The sequence below is a fragment of the Bradyrhizobium sp. HKCCYLS3013 genome, from assembly GCF_051167615.1.
Lineage (GTDB): Bacteria > Pseudomonadota > Alphaproteobacteria > Rhizobiales > Xanthobacteraceae > Bradyrhizobium.
Genome location: NZ_JBNPTK010000006.1, coordinates 365,396 through 380,223, shown reverse-complemented (window position 1 = coordinate 380,223; position 14,828 = coordinate 365,396). Strand labels below are relative to the sequence as shown.

Genomic DNA, 14,828 nt, shown 5'->3' with positions numbered 1-14,828 from the left:
TGTTCGACTTGCGGTATTACCACCGCGAGCGTTCGGATCGGATGGCAGGAGATCGTTGGCATGCGTCGGGTGATCGGCCGAGTTGGGCAGCTGCTGTCTGCAATCATCCTTTGGGTCGGCGCGATCCTGATCACCACGGGGCCCGCTGCCGCTGACAAGCGGGTGGCGTTGGTGATCGGCAACTCCATCCACGAGCGCGCGCCGCTGCTGGACGAGCCGGCGGCGGACGCCCGGCTGATCGCCGACAGCCTGTCGCGGCTGGGCTTCACCCTGAGCGGTGGTGCTGCGCAGATCGACCTCGACCGACGCGGCTTCGATCGCGCGCTGGCCGAGTTCAAGGGCCGGATCGCCGACGCCGACGTCGCGCTGGTCTATTACGCCGGCTACGGACTCAACCTGGGCGGCGCCGATTATCTCGTCCCGGTCGACGCGGCGCCGGCGACGCCCGCGGACCTGACCACCGAGCTGCGCGACCTGACTGGCATTCTGCGCGAGCTGAGCGGATCGAGCTCCCGGCAAAACGTGATCATTCTCGACGCCTTCCGCTCCAATCCGTTCTCCGGGCGCGGCATCGCCGGTCTTGCCGCCGGCCTCGTCCCGGTCGACGTTTCCGCACAGACCGTGATCTCCTTTGCCGCACAGGCCGGGACGGCGGGACAGCGCGGTCCGGACGGTCACGGCGTGTTCGCCGCCGCCCTTGCAGAAGTGCTCCAGCAGCCTGGCCAACGCCTGATCGAGACCTTCAACCAGACCAACGCGGCGGTGGAGCGCGCCACCGGCGGAGCGCAGCGCCCGCTCGTGATGTTCACGTCGATCGACGGCAGCGCCCAACTGAGCGCCGCTGCGGCGAAGCCGGCGCAGCCCGCTGGCCTGGGCGCCGGACGTAGCAGCGCTCCCCTGCCCAGCCCGACCGCATCCTCCGACGCGCCGGACGCGCGGACGCCCGGACTCGCGGTGCTGTATGACGAGGATCTCTCCAACCCCAACGGCAAGCGGTATTCCGGCTCGGTGACCTGGCGGACCGAGACGGTCAAGAATGCACAATCAGGGCGGCCCACGCCGGTGATCCGTGGCGAGATCGACATTCCCGAGCGCAAGCTGAAGGTCAGCCTGCAGCTGCGCCGCAACGACGATCCCAGCCTGCCGGCCAGCCATGTCGCCGAGCTCACCTTCAGGCCCGCCGCCGATTTCGTCGGTGGCGGCGTCAGCAACGTGCCGGGAATGCTGATGAAGACGGATGAGAAGTCGCGCGGGACGCCGCTCGCCGGGCTCTCCGTCAAGATCACCGAAGGCTCGTTCCTGGTCGGCTTGTCCAACGTCGAGGCCGATCGCGCACGCAATGAGGAGCTTCTCGCGCGGCGCGAATGGTTCGACATCCCGGTCGTCTATGCGAACCAGCGCCGGGGCATCCTCGCAATCGGCAAAGGTCCAAGTGGGGATCGGATATTTGCCGACGCACTCGCGGCCTGGGACAAATCCCCGGCGACGAAACGATGAGGCATAAAGCGAGAGAGCAACGGAGCGGAATTTTTGGAGCGGGCGAAGGGGTTCGAACCCTCGACCCCGACCTTGGCAAGGTCGTGCTCTACCACTGAGCTACACCCGCATCCGTGACGCCTTGGCGGCGTGGCCGCCAGCGACGGGCAGACCTATGCCAAATGCCGCGGACGAATGCAACAGGTCTGCGACAGGTTTCGTACGCCGGCGACGTTCAAATTTTAGCGGTCGGGACCGGCCGAACCGGGCCAAAACCTGCCCATCACCGGACCCCGAAGGGCGCTGATTGAAATTTCCGGCTGGACCGCCACTTAAAGTGAAAGAAAACGTGTATTGAGGCGCGGCGGCGGTCGGTTACCGGTCGCCGTCCATCGGAATTTTTTCGGACGAGGGACCCCGTGACCATTGTTGAACAGGGCGGCGGAGCGGCGCCGCAGGTGCCGGATCTGATCAAGGACACCACGACGCAGAGCTTCGTGAAGGACGTCATCGAGGAATCGAAGCGGCAGCCGGTCCTCATCGACTTCTGGGCGCCGTGGTGCGGACCGTGCAAGCAGCTGACGCCCATCCTGGAAAAGGCCGTCAAGGCCGCCAAGGGCAAGGTCAAGCTGGTCAAGATGAACATCGACGAGCATCCGGCCATCCCGGGCCAGATGGGCATCCAGTCGATTCCGGCCGTGATCGCGTTCGTCGGCGGACGGCCCGCCGATGGCTTCATGGGTGCCGTGCCCGAGAGCCAGGTCGCCACCTTCATCGAAAAGATCACCAAGGGCGTTCCCGGCGCCGGCGAGCCCGACATCGCCGAGATCCTCAAGGAAGCCGAAGCCGTGCTGGCCGAGGGCGATGCGGCCGGCGCGGCCGAGATCTATGCCGAGGTGCTCGCGGTCGACGCCGCCAACATCCCGGCGATCGCCGGGCTTGCAAAGTGCCAGGTCGAGCTCGGCGCGATCGACGAGGCCAAGCAGACGCTGGCGATGGTCCCGGACTCCAAGCGCAGCGATTCGGCGGTCTCCGCCGTGCAGGCCGCGATCGATCTGGCCGAGCAGGCCCAGTCGCTCGGGCCGGTCGGCGAGCTCGAACAGAAGGTCGCCGCCAATCCGCTCGACCACCAGGCGCGTTTCGACCTGGCGACCGCGCTGAACGCCGCGGGCAAGCGGAAGGAAGCCACCGACCAGTTGCTCGAGATCGTGAAGCGTGACCGCAAATGGAACGAGGACGGCGCGCGCAAGCAGCTCGTGCAGTTCTTCGAAGCCTGGGGCGGCGCCGACGAGGCCACCATCGAGGGCCGCAAGCGGCTGTCGACGATCCTGTTTTCGTAACCCGGCTGGGCGGGACGCGCGCTCGTTCCAGCGGACACGAGGTATCGCATGCCGATCAATGCCGAATATCGCGGTCCCGCCGAGCTGCCGGAGATCGTTCCGGTGTTTCCGTTGGCGGGAGCCTTGCTGCTGCCGCGCGGCCAAATGCCGCTCAACATCTTCGAGCCGCGTTATCTCGCGATGGTCGACGATGCGCTTCGCGACGGCCATCGGCTCATCGGCATGATCCAGCCCGACGTCACCCATTCCTCCAGCGAGGAGCGCCCGGTGCTGTTCAAGGTCGGCTGCGTCGGCCGGATCACGCAGCTCGCCGAGTCCGGCGATGGCCGCTACATCCTTGAGCTCACCGGCGTGTCCCGCTTCAAGGTGGTCGAGGAAATGACGGTGCTGACGCCCTATCGGCAGTGCAAGGTCGATTATTTCCCGTTCGTCGATGATTTCACGGCGCGCAAGGGTGAGGACGCGGTCGACCGCGAGGCGCTGCTCGCGGTGCTCACCGACTTCCTCAAGGCCAATAATCTGAAGGTCGATTGGGCCGGCATCGAAGCGGCGCCGAACGAGGCGCTCGTGAACGCGCTGGCGATGATGTCGCCCTACGGACCGGCGGAGAAGCAGGCGATGCTCGAGGCGCCGGACCTGAAGACCCGCGCCGAAATCCTCATCGCCGTGACCGAGATGGATCTCGCCAAGAAGCGGACCTCGGGCGATCCGCCGCTGCAATGATCATTCGGCGGGAGCCGCACGCGGCGCTGGCGGAGCCGCCGTCAGACGCATCAGCGCGATGGTGGCGACGATCACCCCGATGTAGACTGCAAGCTGCATCGCGGTAGGCTGATCAGTATAGCCGATCAGAGCCTTGAGCGTCCGCCCGGCGACGCCACGCTCGGGCAGAACCGCGCTCGAATCCCACACCACTTGGTCGAATGACGTCAGCCAGTTGGCGCGGGCGAGAAAGAACACCGCCTGCGCGGCCATTCCCGCCGACAACAGGGTGATCAGCACGGTGGTGGTCTTGAACAGCGCGCTCGGCGGGATGCGCATCAGACCGAGATAGGTCGCGAGACAGACGGCGACGCCGAGCAGCAGGCCAAGAACGCCGCCACCGAGCAGCGCCCGCCCGCCGCCGTCGCCGGAGGCCGCCACGCCATACAGAAACAGCGCGACCTCACTGCCCTCGCGCAACACGGCGATGGCGATCACGGTCGCCAGCGCGACCAGCGGCTTGGCGCCTTCGGCCACCGCCTGGCCCATCGTCCGCAGCTCGTTGCTCATCTCGCGGCCGTGCCGGGCCATCCAGACATTGTGCCAGGTCAGCATGATCACGGCAGCCGACAGGATCCCCGCATTGAACAATTCCTGTCCCATGCCTTCAAAGAGCTGAGTCAGCGTTCCCGCGAACGCCGCGACGATGCATGCGCCGACCAGGCCGGCAAACAGCCCCGCGCCGATCCAGCGCAGGCGATGCGGGACCGCGCTGGTGACGGCAAGCACGATGCCGACGATCAGGCCGGCTTCGAACACTTCGCGGAAGACGATGATCAGGGCGGCGAGCATGGGATCTGGACCTATTGGACGTTGACGAAGCCGCGGGCCTTTTCGTTGAAGTCGTTATAGAACTCGTAGCGCCCGGACTTCATCGCGCGGACGTTGAGAACCGCCTCGCTGTTGGCCGCGATCACCTTCTCGACCTTCAGGGTCTCGCTCTCGAACTCGATGGCCTTGCCCTCCATGTTCCTGACGCGGATGGTCAGCGGCGCGTCCGCAGGAACGGTCGGCTCCTTGGGCTCGAATTGACCATTGGCATAGGTGAGGCAGATCTCGTTCGATCCGCCGGCGTGCGCCTGCGCTGCCATCACGAGCATGCCGACGCTTCCACCTACGACGACCAACTTCCGCACCACGTCGACCAACATCGATCCGTCCCCTCTCCTATCCAGACAAGCAAATCGGAGAACGGTTGCGCGCCCCGGATCGATGTCGACACCGGGCACCCGTTCGCGACGACGAACAACTAAGCGGCTCGTCGCCGTGTCTGCAAAGAGACTCCTTCTAAGTTGGAACCATTCTTGGCGAATGTGTCGCGGCAGTGGCCTCGCGGTGAACGGAGTGCGGCCGAACGGCAGTTGAGGCAACGCGGCGGTGACGGAGCGTCACGGTGCCTTCCTCTGGCCGGGTACGTGGCGGCGCTGCGTTCGACCGGAATTCCCCGCATCAGTAGCCGGCGATGGCGAGACCGACCACGCCGGCGAGCATGACCCAGCCGAAATGCCGCCCGCGCGTCGCCACTGCATTGGCGCCTGCAGCGAAAACGAACACGACGATGACCGTGGCCACCGTCCAATGCCGCGCCGGCTCCGACGCCATTTGCGGGGCGACGGCGAGCAGCACGCCACAGCCGATCCACGCCACCGTGCCAGTCTGCCAGACCAGCCGCAGCAGGGTTCGCAGCCGCTCCGGCGAGATGGCGGCACGCGCGAAGATCATCGTCTCGCCGAGCACGCCATGGATCACGGCGACGGTGATCGCCAGCAGCCCCGCGCATACCAGCAGCACATCACGCATGGCGCATCCTCCATACAGTTCTGTATGGAGGATGCACGACGTCCTGGCGGCCGTCAATACAGTTGTGTATGGTCGTCTCATGGAGACGACATGACCGATCAGCTCTCGGCCGACGATTGGCTGGACCAGGGATTGAAGGTGCTGGCCAGCCAAGGCTTCACCGCGCTGAAGGCGGAACCGCTGGCGAAAGCCCTGGGCGTGTCACGCGGCAGCTTCTACTGGCATTTCGCCGACGTGGCTGCGTTTCACGCCGCCCTCCTCAAGACGTGGCGGGAGATTGCGGCCGAGCAGATCATCACCGGGGTGGAGGCGAGCGCCGGCGACCAGCCGGCGATTGCCGTGCTCCTCCGGCGCACGTTCACGGTCAAGCTCGTCCTGGAGCGCGCCGTGCGCAACTGGGCCGGATCCGACCCCGCCGCGCGCCAGGCGGTGCAGGCCATCGATAGGCGCCGGCTGGGCTATGTCGAGAGCCTGCTTGCAGCCGAGGGACTGACGCCGACGATCGCACACGCACGCGCCCAGGTGCTGTACTGGGCTTTTCTCGGCCATGCGCTGTCGGATCGGCCGTTGCCGGCCCAGCAACTGGACACGGTCATCGACGAACTGATCCGGATCGCCCTGCACAGGCCTTGATGGACGACAAGCAGGCGCGCGATATGCTACAGAGGCGCCCGCCGGAGACCCTTGCCATGAACGCCCCGCTCGAACGCCCCGCCAATTCCGTCGATCCCAAGCTGCTCGAGATCCTGGTCTGTCCGATGACCAAGGGCCCGCTGGAATACGACGCAGCGAAGCAGGAGCTGGTCTCCCGGTCGGCGAAGCTCGCCTACCCGATCCGCGACGGCATCCCGATCATGCTGCCCGAGGAAGCGCGGAAGATCGACTGACCGATGCGGTCCGTCGTGATCCGCTGCGCGCTCGCTTTGGCGCTGATGGCCCTCGCTTCGGCGGTCTCGGCCGAGGAAAGCGCCGTCCGCATTGGCCCACTCGACGCCGTCTTGACGACGCCAGCGGGTGTCGCGCGCCCGCCGGTGGCGCTGTTGATCGCCGGCTCGGGGTCGACGGACCGGGACGGCAACGGGCCGCAGCTCAAGCCGGCGACCTTGAAGAAGCTCGCCGAGCAGCTCGCCCTCCAGGGCATTGCCAGCCTGCGCTACGACAAGCGCGGCGCGCGCGGCTGGAAGGCGGAATTCGGCAAGCCGGAGGACTTCCGCTTCAAGGACTATGTCGACGACGCCGCTTCGCTGGTCGACTTCCTGCGCGGCAAGTTCGCCCGCATCGTTCTCGTCGGCCATAGCGAGGGCGGCCTGGTCGCCATCCTCACCGCCCGCCGCACCCCGGTCGACCGCCTCGTGCTGCTCACCACCTCGGCGCGGCGGCAGGGCGATCTGCTCAAGGCGCAGCTCGAGAAGAAGCTGCCGGCGGCGAAGATGGAGCCGGTCGCCAAGGCGATCGATGCCATCATGGCCGGGCAGATCGTGGACCCGCCGCCGCCCGAGCTGCCGATCGCGCCGAGCATGCAGCCAAGCATCGGCTCCGCCTTCGCCGAGGACCCGATCGATCCGCTGAAGCAGCTCACGATCCCGATCCTGATCGTCGGCGGCGCCCGCGATCACCAGATCGCACGCCTCGACATGGTGGCGCTCGCCGCCGCCGCACCGGCCGCCAAGTCGCTGTGGCTGCCGGACATGAACCACGTCCTAGTCGACGTCGCCAACGAGGACGAGAACCTCGCCTCCTACAACGACCCGGACCGTCCGCTCGACCCCGACATGGTCGAAGCCGTCGCCGGTTTCATCACGGCCGCAGGCCCGCGCTAGCTCTTTGTTTGAGCATGATCTTTTCGGAAAACCGGTCCCCACTTTTCCGGATCATGCTTTATAACGCTTCCCCCTTCAACAGCCGCGGCATCTCCCCGGTGAGGCCCGCGGCCTGCTTGATGAACAGCTCCTTCAGCGGCGGCGCGCGATCGACGATCCCAAGGCCGATGTCGCGCACGGCGCGCAGCAAGGTCGACTTGTTCGAGAACAGGAAGTTCAGCGAGTTGGTGGCGACGCCCATCGCCATCGTGTCGAAGCGGCGCCAGCGCTGGTAGCGCTCGAGGACATCGACCTGCCCCGGATCGATCCCCATGCGCGCAGCATCGACCACGACCTCGGCCAGCGCGGCGACGTCCTTCAGCCCCATGTTGAGGCCCTGCCCCGCGATCGGATGGATCACATGGGCGGCGTCGCCGACCAGCGCCAGCCGCGACGCGATGAAGGAGCGGGCAACGAAATAGGACAGCGGAAACGCCCGGGGCTGGTCGAGCACCTTGATCTCGCCGAGATGCAGGCCGGCGCGCTTCTCCAGCTCGGCGTGGAATTCGTCCGCGCTCAGCTCCACGAGGCGCTTCGCTTCCTTGCGCCGCTCGGTCCACACCAGCGAGGAGCGCTTGCCGGTCAGCGGCAGGATCGCGAATGGGCCGGGCGGCAGGAAATGCTCTTCGGCGCGGCCGCCATGGTCGCGCTCATGACCGATGGTGACGACGATGCCGGACTGATCATAGTCCCAGCCATGGGTCTGGATGCCCGCGCGCTCGCGCAGCTTCGAACGCGCGCCGTCGGCGGCAACCAGCAGGCTGGCTTCGCAGCGGCTGCCATCGCCCAGGGTCACTGCAACGCTGTCGCCGCGCGTCTCAAAACCGGTCACAGGCATCGCCTTGAGCTCGACGCCCGCCGCCTCCGCATGCTTGACCAGCGCGTCGATCAGGTGCCGGTTCTCGACCATGTGCGCGAACGGCTCGCCGGCCTCGACCTGGCCCGCAAAGGTCAGGAACGACGGCCGCGTCGCATCCTCGAGCTTGGAATCGGTGATGACCATGTCGAGGATCGGCTGCGCCTGCGGCGCCACGTCCGCCCAGACGCCGATCGCGTCGAACAGCTTGCGGCAGGCCGCGACGATGGCGCTGGCGCGTGGATCGCGGCTTGGCCGGTTGGCGAGCGCCGGATCGGCCACGATGACGGGCACCTCGGGGCCGAGCCCCTGCCGGAGCGCCAGCGCAAGCGCCAGGCCGGCAAAGGCGCCGCCACAAATGACAATGCTTCGCTGTGTCGTCATGGCACCCTGCTCACGGTTACTCTTGCGGGGCGATTATAGCTGGGCGAAACAGGGGCGTGAACCAAGGGCTGCCACCCCAGGCCGTCATTTCCGGATGCCTGATCCCGCCCGAACGGGGCCGGAGCGGACGGCCGAGCCAGCGAAAGCAACACGCCATGTCCAAGGGACTGATCGACCTGATCTCGATCCTCGATCTCGAGCCGATCGAGGTGAACCTGTTCCGCGGCAACAGCCCGAAGACCAGCTGGCAGCGCGTGTTCGGCGGCCAGGTGATCGGCCAGGCGATGATGGCGGCGTGCCGCACCGTCGAGGGCCGGCTGCCGCATTCGCTGCACTGCTATTTCATCCTGCCGGGCGACCCGCAGGTGCCGATCATCTACCAGGTGGAGCGCCTCCGCGACGGCAAGAGCTACGCGACGCGCCGCGTCACCGCGATCCAGCACGGCAACGCGATCTTCTCCATCATGGTCTCGTTCCACAGCGACGAGGAGAGCGCGTTCAACCATCAGGACAGGATGCCGGACGTGCCGCCGCCGGAGAAGCTGACGGCCGAGGAGATCTCCAAGCAGCCGATGTTCCAGGAGGTCTTCCAGCGGATGCCGGACTTCATCCGCCGCTATTATGAATCCGATCGTCCGATCGAATTGCGCCCGGTCGAGCTCAGCCGCTATTTCGGCCAGAAGATCGACGACGGGCGCATCCATGTCTGGATCAGGACGGCCGCGAAGCTGCCCGATGATCCGGCGCTGCACATGTGCGCGCTGGCCTATGCGTCGGACTTCTCGCTGCTTGACGCCGTGATGGCGCGCTATGGCCGCACCTTGTTCGACAAGCGCATGATGCCGGCCTCGCTGGATCACGCGATGTGGTTTCACCGCCCGTTCCGCGCCGACGAATGGTTGCTCTATGCGCAGGATTCGCCGAGCGCGCAGGGCGGCCGCGGGCTCACCCGCGGCTCGATCTTCAAGCCCGACGGCACGCTGGTCGCCTCCGTCGCGCAGGAGGGATCGATCCGCGAGCGCCGGGCCTAGCCGCATCACATCGGCTGCGCGGTGCGCGGCACGACCGCGAATTGCGACACGTACCAGGCGCTGTACCAGCGCAGCAGCCACGGGATCGGAATGATCACCGAGCTGCCGAGCACGAACGCGAAGGTGCGCCACAGCACCTGCAGGCCCGAGCCGGTGAACACGACCTCGCGCCGCGTCCCCTGGATGTTGCGGCACACCCAGCGCATCCAGGCGGTCAGCACCCAGGCCCAGCCGATGACGGTGATGCCCGACACGATCATCAGCAGGTACCAGCCGGCATAGACGACGGGGCTGCCTTCGAAATGGATCGGCAACCGCTCGCCATTCGAGGCGAGGTTGCTCAGCAGCCAGCGCAGCACCATCCAGCCCAGGAACGCCGGGGCAACCAGCGAGATGAGGTTGAGGATCGGCCGGTCGCTGAGGCTGACATAGGCCAGCACGCCCATCGCGATGAAGACGTACCAGATGTCGAGCGGCTGGCCGGTGAAGGTGAGGTTCGGCCGGCCAGGCACCCTCATCCGCTCGATCACGTAGCGGTAGAGATAGACAGCGGTCCAGGGCGTGATGACGATCAGGAACTGGCCGACGACATACAGCAGCGTCCAGCCGAGATAGGACCAGATGTCGAGCTTGACCGAGAGCGCGCCGCCCGACGCGGCGGTGCCGGCGTCGAACGCGGGCGGCGTGGCCGGCGACATGCTCGGCACGCCCGACATCAGGCCGGGAATGCGCCCGGCCTTCTCCCAGCCGGCCATGCCGTCGCTCCACAGCAGCGTCTCGGCGGTCACGACGCCCCGGGCGATCAGGTCGCGCAGTTCGTCTTCCGAAGTGGGACCCTGTTGCTGGCCTTGCGCCGCGTAATACCAGGAACGATTCGACATGGGATGTCCTTGAATAGAGGATGGCAGGAACACGTCTTCAGTCTGTCGGGCGATGTCGCGTTCCGTTCAGTGATATCCGTCACTCCTTGACGTTTTCGCTTAACGCTGCGCTGATTTTGTGCCATTTGCCTAGGAACAGGCCAAAACGGCCGTCCCAAGCCTGCCTCCGAAACAGGCTGCTTCGCTCCGAGGAAACCAAGGCCCGCCCATGAAGCTCGTCGTCGCGATCATCAAACCCTTCAAGCTCGACGAGGTGCGCCAGGCCCTCACCGCGATCGGCGTCCACGGCATGACCGTGACCGAGGTCAAGGGCTACGGCCGCCAGAAGGGCCACACGGAGATCTACCGGGGCGCCGAATACATCGTGAACTTCCTGCCCAAGCTGCGCATCGAGATCGCGGTCAACTCCGAGATGGCCGACAAGGCAGTCGAGGTGATCACCACGCATGCGCGCACCGGCCAGATCGGCGACGGCAAGATCTTCGTGACGCCGATCGATCATGCCCGCCGCATCCGCACCGGCGAGACCGACACCGACGCTCTGTAAACCGTTCAAGCAGCCGCGACGGCTGCACGCCCGCCGCAACGGCGCGGCGGAGCGAACATTCTCAACCTGATCCGACATGCCGGGGGGACTGTCATGGGGACCTGCGCGTCTCGTTGCCTGCGCGCGCCTGCTGCTTTGGCTGCGGCGGCCGCGATCATCTTCGTTACACCCGCACGGGCGGCAGCGCCGTCCACGATCGATCCGGCCGACACCGCCTGGATGATCGTCGCCACCGCGCTGGTGCTGATGATGACCATTCCCGGTCTGGCGCTGTTCTACTCGGGCATGGTGCGCAAGAAGAACGTGCTGGCGACCATGGCGCAGAGCCTCGCGGCGGTGATGCTGATCTCGATCCTGTGGGTCGCGTTCGGCTATTCGCTGGCGTTCGTCGGCGACGGCACCTGGATCGGCTCGCTCGACCGCGCGTTCCTCGCCGGCATGGGCATGGACAGCGTCCATCCTGGCGCCAAGACCATCCCCGAGTCGCTGTTCATGCTGTACCAGATGACGTTTGCGATCATCACGGTGGCGCTGGTGGCGGGCTCGGTCGCCGACCGCATGCGATTCTCGGCCTATCTGCTGTTCAGCATCGCCTGGTTCATCTTCGTCTATGTCCCGCTGGCGCATTGGATCTGGGGCGGCGGCTTCCTTGCGCAGGCCGGCGTGGTCGATTTCGCCGGCGGCCTCGTCGTGCATCTCTCCGCCGGCACTGCCGGGCTGGTCGCCGCGCTGGTGATGGGACGGCGCCAGGGCTATGGCAGCGAGAACCTCTCGCCGTTCGACCTGTCGCTCGCGGTGGTCGGCACCGGCCTGCTCTGGGTCGGCTGGTTCGGCTTCAATGGCGGCTCGGCGCTTGGGGCCAATGCACATGCGGTGATGGCGATCCTGACCACGCATCTCGCCGCCTGCGCCGGCGCCGTCACCTGGGGCGCGCTGGAATGGTCGACCCGGCGCAAGCCCTCGGTACTCGGCATGATCTCCGGCGCGGTCGCCGGCCTCGGCACCATCACGCCAGCGTCCGGCTTCGTCGCGCCGTGGCACGGCCTGGTGATCGGCGCGCTCGCCGGTATCATCTGCTACTGGGCCTGCACCTCGCTGAAGCACCGCTTCAACTATGACGATTCGCTCGACGTGTTCGGCGTCCACGGCATCGGCGGCCTGACCGGGACCCTGCTGGCCGGCGTGTTCGCGACGGCCGCGATCGGCGGCACCACCGGGCTGATCGAGGGCAACCCAAAGCAGCTTGCGGCCCAGCTCTACGGCGTCGCCGTCACACTGGTGTGGTCGGGCGGCGTGACCTGGGGTCTCCTGAAGCTGGTCAGCGCCTTCGTGCCGCTGCGGGTGTCGCGCGAGCACGAGCTGGAAGGGCTCGACATCTCCCAGCATGGCGAGGCGCTGCAATAGCTGCAGCAAACGGCGCCAATTGACCTGTTCGGCGTCGCGGGATTCTGCCCGCGCCGTGGGCAGCATTGTGTCTTGAGCCTGACATGCGCAACTTTTGCGCATGCCTGCCCATTCCTTGAGCGCGGCGGAATGGCGCAGCCCCTGATGCCCCCCCTGAGGGCTGAAAAGGTCAGGATTCACCGCTCGTTAGCCCTGACCAGCCGTCTGGCACGGCATTTGATTCTATCGCCCCCGGCTGTGCCCGCGTCGTGAAGATTTTCTCCGCGTGGTGAACCTCAGTCGACAGGAAGCGCTCGGTAATGTCCGTACCGGGCCCAAGCGGGGATTGGACCCATGAAAATTGTTATGGCGATCATTAAGCCATTCAAGCTCGAAGAAGTCCGGGACGCCCTGACCGCCATCGGCGTTCATGGTCTCACGGTGACGGAAGTGAAGGGGTACGGCCGTCAGAAAGGTCATACGGAAATCTACCGCGGCGCTGAATATGCGGTGAGCTTCCTGCCCAAGATCAAGATCGAGGTCGCGATCCCCTCCGACCAGGTCGACAAGACCATCGATGCCATCTCCTCGGCCGCCAAGACCGGCCAGATCGGCGACGGCAAGATCTTCGTCATCAGCCTCGACCACGCCGTGCGCATCCGCACCGGCGAAGCGGACGCTGCGGCCCTTTGATTTCGCGCTCAAACCAGAACACTTACGGAGTAGAATAAAATGACGTTCAAACGTCCAACCAGCGCGGGATGGATCACGCTCGCCATCGCCGGGCTCTGCGTCGCAGGCCTCGCCGACGTGGCGTTCGCCGAGGACGCGCCGGCCGCCGCTGCCGCAGCCGCCCCCGTTCCCAACAAGGGCGACGTCGCCTGGATGCTCGTGTCCAGCGCCCTCGTGCTGATGATGTCCATCCCCGGCCTCGCGCTGTTCTATGGCGGTCTCGTCCGCACCAAGAACATGGCCTCGGTCCTCACCCAGGTGTTCGCGATCGTCGCCATGGTCGGCGTGATCTGGACGCTCTACGGCTACTCGATGGCCTTCACCGACGGCGGCAGCATGACCTCGTGGGTCGGCGGCTTCTCCAAGGCCTTCCTGCACGGCGTCGACGCCAACTCGACCGTTCCGACCTTCTCGAACGGCGTGGTGATCCCGGAGCTGGCCTACTTCGTGTTCCAGATGACCTTCGCGATGATCACCCCGGCCCTGATCGTCGGCGCCTTCGCCGAACGCATCAAGTTCTCGGCGGTGATGCTGTTCATCCTGCTCTGGGTGACCTTCATCTACTTCCCGATCGCGCACTGGGTCTGGTACATCGCGGCTCCCGATGACGTGGCCGCCGCTGCCAAGGCTCTCGCCGCCGCCGGCGACGCCGCTGCCAAGACCGCCGCCCAGGCCAAGCTCGACGAAGTCACCGGCGCGGTCGGCTGGCTCGCCGGCGCTGGCGCTCTCGACTTCGCGGGCGGCACCGTCGTTCACATCAATGCCGGCATCGCCGGTCTGGTGGGCGCGGTTCTGATCGGCAAGCGCACCGGCTACGGCAAGGAGCTGATGGCTCCGCACTCGCTGACCATGACCATGATCGGCGCCGCGCTGCTGTGGGTCGGCTGGTTCGGCTTCAATGCCGGCTCCAACCTGGAGTCGAACGGCGTCACCGCGCTGGCCTTCGTCAACACCATGGTTGCCACCGCTGGTGCGGCGCTGTCCTGGCTGCTGTGCGAATGGGCCGTCAAGGGCAAGCCCTCGCTGCTCGGCATCTGCTCGGGTGCGGTCGCCGGCCTCGTCGCCGTCACGCCGGCCTCCGGCTTCGCCGGCCCGATCGGCGCGCTGGTGCTCGGCCTGATCGTCTCCCCGATCTGCCTGTTCTTCGTCTCCACCGTGAAGAACGCGCTGGGTTATGACGACGCCCTCGACGTGTTCGGCGTGCACTGCATCGGCGGCATCGTCGGCGCTCTCGCCACCGGCATCCTGGTCAACCCGGCGCTGGGCGGCGTCGGCATCACCGACTACACCAACATCACCGGCAACAACGCCGGCACCTACGACTTCGCCACGCAGATGCTGGCGCAGATCAAGGCTGTCGTCGCCACGCTGGTGTGGTCGGGTGTCGGCTCGGCGATCCTCTACAAGGTCGTCGACGTGATCATCGGCCTGCGCCCGACCGTCGAGCAGGAGCGCGAGGGTCTGGACATCACCGACCACGGCGAGCGCGCCTACAACTACTGAGTTCTCCCGGGACTTGGTCGTAAGCGACCAGGTCCGCAACTTCGGTTCGGGCAAATACCCGGCAATGCCCTGACCGTTGAGGGGCTCCAGCGCAAGCTGGGGCCCCTTTCTTTTTTGGCCTTTCGACTGGGCTTGTCTTTTGTCCGAGATGGGCAGCTGCAGCGCTGCGGACAGGTCGTAGAGGCCGATCGCGTGCCACACCGCCGGTGTCGTCCCCGCGAACGCGGACCCATACCGCGTGATCTTTGTAAGGGGCAGGCGGCAGGTACCACAG

At 66.4% G+C, this 14,828-nt stretch carries 15 protein-coding genes, 1 tRNA gene and 1 pseudogene; 11 read left to right on the top strand and 6 right to left on the bottom strand.

Annotated elements, in window-relative coordinates; translation table 11 throughout:
* Window positions 1–60 precede the first annotated feature (60 nt).
* Window positions 61–1,497: a caspase family protein gene (locus tag ACQR1F_RS14515; protein ID WP_434913334.1), complete on the top strand. Its 1,437-nt coding sequence runs from the start codon at window positions 61–63 to the stop codon at window positions 1,495–1,497.
* 34 nt (window positions 1,498–1,531) lie between these two features.
* On the opposite strand, the gene ACQR1F_RS14510 is transcribed toward ACQR1F_RS14515, so the two are convergent.
* Window positions 1,532–1,606 (bottom strand) — tRNA-Gly (locus ACQR1F_RS14510).
* A gap of 289 nt (window positions 1,607–1,895) precedes the next feature.
* On the opposite strand from ACQR1F_RS14510, the gene trxA reads away from it, so the two are divergent.
* Together trxA and ACQR1F_RS14500 are read left to right on the top strand one after the other, a co-directional pair.
* The gene (gene trxA, locus ACQR1F_RS14505) at window positions 1,896–2,816 is read left to right on the top strand and encodes a thioredoxin (protein ID WP_434846061.1); all 921 of its coding nucleotides are present in this window, start codon (window positions 1,896–1,898) and stop codon (window positions 2,814–2,816) included.
* A gap of 48 nt (window positions 2,817–2,864) precedes the next feature.
* A complete protein-coding gene (locus tag ACQR1F_RS14500; protein WP_315715855.1) occupies window positions 2,865–3,539 on the top strand; it encodes an LON peptidase substrate-binding domain-containing protein in 675 nt (224 codons plus the stop codon).
* Here the strand turns inward: ACQR1F_RS14500 and ACQR1F_RS14495 are convergent, their stop codons facing one another.
* From ACQR1F_RS14495 to ACQR1F_RS14485, 3 genes are all read right to left on the bottom strand, one after another.
* Complete coding sequence (locus tag ACQR1F_RS14495) at window positions 3,540–4,370, bottom strand: FTR1 family iron permease (protein WP_434913333.1); 831 nt, start codon at window positions 4,368–4,370, stop codon at window positions 3,540–3,542.
* 11 nt (window positions 4,371–4,381) lie between these two features.
* Window positions 4,382–4,678, bottom strand: coding sequence for a cupredoxin domain-containing protein (locus ACQR1F_RS14490; protein WP_315800775.1), 297 nt, complete (start codon window positions 4,676–4,678; stop codon window positions 4,382–4,384).
* Between the two features lie 349 nt (window positions 4,679–5,027).
* Window positions 5,028–5,378: a hypothetical protein gene (locus tag ACQR1F_RS14485; RefSeq protein ID WP_434913332.1), complete on the bottom strand. Its 351-nt coding sequence runs from the start codon at window positions 5,376–5,378 to the stop codon at window positions 5,028–5,030.
* 90 nt (window positions 5,379–5,468) lie between these two features.
* On the opposite strand from ACQR1F_RS14485, the gene ACQR1F_RS14480 reads away from it, so the two are divergent.
* From ACQR1F_RS14480 to ACQR1F_RS14470, 3 genes are read left to right on the top strand one after another with little or no spacing between them, the layout of a single operon-like run.
* Window positions 5,469–6,011 carry a TetR/AcrR family transcriptional regulator gene (locus ACQR1F_RS14480; protein ID WP_434838809.1) on the top strand — a complete coding sequence of 181 codons (543 nt, stop codon included), beginning with the start codon at window positions 5,469–5,471 and terminating at the stop codon, window positions 6,009–6,011.
* A 56-nt stretch (window positions 6,012–6,067) separates the two neighbouring features.
* A complete protein-coding gene (locus ACQR1F_RS14475) occupies window positions 6,068–6,265 on the top strand; it encodes a Trm112 family protein (RefSeq protein ID WP_006613415.1) in 198 nt (65 codons plus the stop codon).
* A 3-nt stretch (window positions 6,266–6,268) separates the two neighbouring features.
* Entirely contained in the window at window positions 6,269–7,198 is a 930-nt protein-coding gene (locus tag ACQR1F_RS14470) for an alpha/beta hydrolase (protein WP_316180236.1), read from the top strand.
* A 58-nt stretch (window positions 7,199–7,256) separates the two neighbouring features.
* On the opposite strand, the pseudogene ACQR1F_RS14465 reads toward ACQR1F_RS14470, so the two are convergent.
* A pseudogene (locus ACQR1F_RS14465) lies at window positions 7,257–8,480 on the bottom strand (ubiquinone biosynthesis hydroxylase); the annotation flags it as partial.
* A gap of 152 nt (window positions 8,481–8,632) precedes the next feature.
* On the opposite strand from ACQR1F_RS14465, the gene tesB reads away from it, so the two are divergent.
* Window positions 8,633–9,508, top strand: a complete 876-nt coding sequence (tesB, locus tag ACQR1F_RS14460; protein WP_315800779.1) for an acyl-CoA thioesterase II — start codon at window positions 8,633–8,635, stop codon at window positions 9,506–9,508.
* Window positions 9,509–9,513: 5 nt separating this feature from the next.
* Here the strand turns inward: tesB and ACQR1F_RS14455 are convergent, their stop codons facing one another.
* A complete protein-coding gene (locus ACQR1F_RS14455; RefSeq protein WP_434913331.1) occupies window positions 9,514–10,389 on the bottom strand; it encodes a DUF4339 domain-containing protein in 876 nt (291 codons plus the stop codon).
* A gap of 208 nt (window positions 10,390–10,597) precedes the next feature.
* Here ACQR1F_RS14455 and ACQR1F_RS14450 point away from each other — a divergent pair, with 208 nt between their 5' ends.
* From ACQR1F_RS14450 to ACQR1F_RS14435, 4 genes are all read left to right on the top strand, one after another.
* Complete coding sequence (locus ACQR1F_RS14450; RefSeq protein WP_315800781.1) at window positions 10,598–10,936, top strand: P-II family nitrogen regulator; 339 nt, start codon at window positions 10,598–10,600, stop codon at window positions 10,934–10,936.
* Window positions 10,937–11,029: 93 nt separating this feature from the next.
* Entirely contained in the window at window positions 11,030–12,340 is a 1,311-nt protein-coding gene (locus ACQR1F_RS14445; RefSeq protein ID WP_315800782.1) for an ammonium transporter, read from the top strand.
* A gap of 333 nt (window positions 12,341–12,673) precedes the next feature.
* The gene (locus ACQR1F_RS14440; protein WP_006611147.1) at window positions 12,674–13,012 is read left to right on the top strand and encodes a P-II family nitrogen regulator; all 339 of its coding nucleotides are present in this window, start codon (window positions 12,674–12,676) and stop codon (window positions 13,010–13,012) included.
* Between the two features lie 39 nt (window positions 13,013–13,051).
* Entirely contained in the window at window positions 13,052–14,554 is a 1,503-nt protein-coding gene (locus tag ACQR1F_RS14435) for an ammonium transporter (protein ID WP_315800783.1), read from the top strand.
* The last annotated feature ends 274 nt before the right edge of the window (window positions 14,555–14,828 follow it).

Bases quoted from the DNA above. Each gene is read 5' to 3' on its own strand.
- ACQR1F_RS14445 (WP_315800782.1), top strand. From the start codon at position 11,030: ATGGGGACCTGCGCGTCTCGTTGCCTGCGCGCGCCTGCTGCTTTGGCT.
- ACQR1F_RS14490 (WP_315800775.1), bottom strand. From the start codon at position 4,678: ATGCTCGTGATGGCAGCGCAGGCGCACGCCGGCGGATCGAACGAGATC.
- ACQR1F_RS14450 (WP_315800781.1), top strand. From the start codon at position 10,598: ATGAAGCTCGTCGTCGCGATCATCAAACCCTTCAAGCTCGACGAGGTG.
- ACQR1F_RS14470 (WP_316180236.1), top strand. From the start codon at position 6,269: ATGCGGTCCGTCGTGATCCGCTGCGCGCTCGCTTTGGCGCTGATGGCC.
- ACQR1F_RS14475 (WP_006613415.1), top strand. From the start codon at position 6,068: ATGAACGCCCCGCTCGAACGCCCCGCCAATTCCGTCGATCCCAAGCTG.
- ACQR1F_RS14485 (WP_434913332.1), bottom strand. From the start codon at position 5,378: ATGCGTGATGTGCTGCTGGTATGCGCGGGGCTGCTGGCGATCACCGTC.
- ACQR1F_RS14500 (WP_315715855.1), top strand. From the start codon at position 2,865: ATGCCGATCAATGCCGAATATCGCGGTCCCGCCGAGCTGCCGGAGATC.
- ACQR1F_RS14440 (WP_006611147.1), top strand. From the start codon at position 12,674: ATGAAAATTGTTATGGCGATCATTAAGCCATTCAAGCTCGAAGAAGTC.
- ACQR1F_RS14480 (WP_434838809.1), top strand. From the start codon at position 5,469: ATGACCGATCAGCTCTCGGCCGACGATTGGCTGGACCAGGGATTGAAG.
- ACQR1F_RS14495 (WP_434913333.1), bottom strand. From the start codon at position 4,370: ATGCTCGCCGCCCTGATCATCGTCTTCCGCGAAGTGTTCGAAGCCGGC.
- ACQR1F_RS14435 (WP_315800783.1), top strand. From the start codon at position 13,052: ATGACGTTCAAACGTCCAACCAGCGCGGGATGGATCACGCTCGCCATC.
- ACQR1F_RS14515 (WP_434913334.1), top strand. From the start codon at position 61: ATGCGTCGGGTGATCGGCCGAGTTGGGCAGCTGCTGTCTGCAATCATC.
- tesB (WP_315800779.1), top strand. From the start codon at position 8,633: ATGTCCAAGGGACTGATCGACCTGATCTCGATCCTCGATCTCGAGCCG.
- ACQR1F_RS14455 (WP_434913331.1), bottom strand. From the start codon at position 10,389: ATGTCGAATCGTTCCTGGTATTACGCGGCGCAAGGCCAGCAACAGGGT.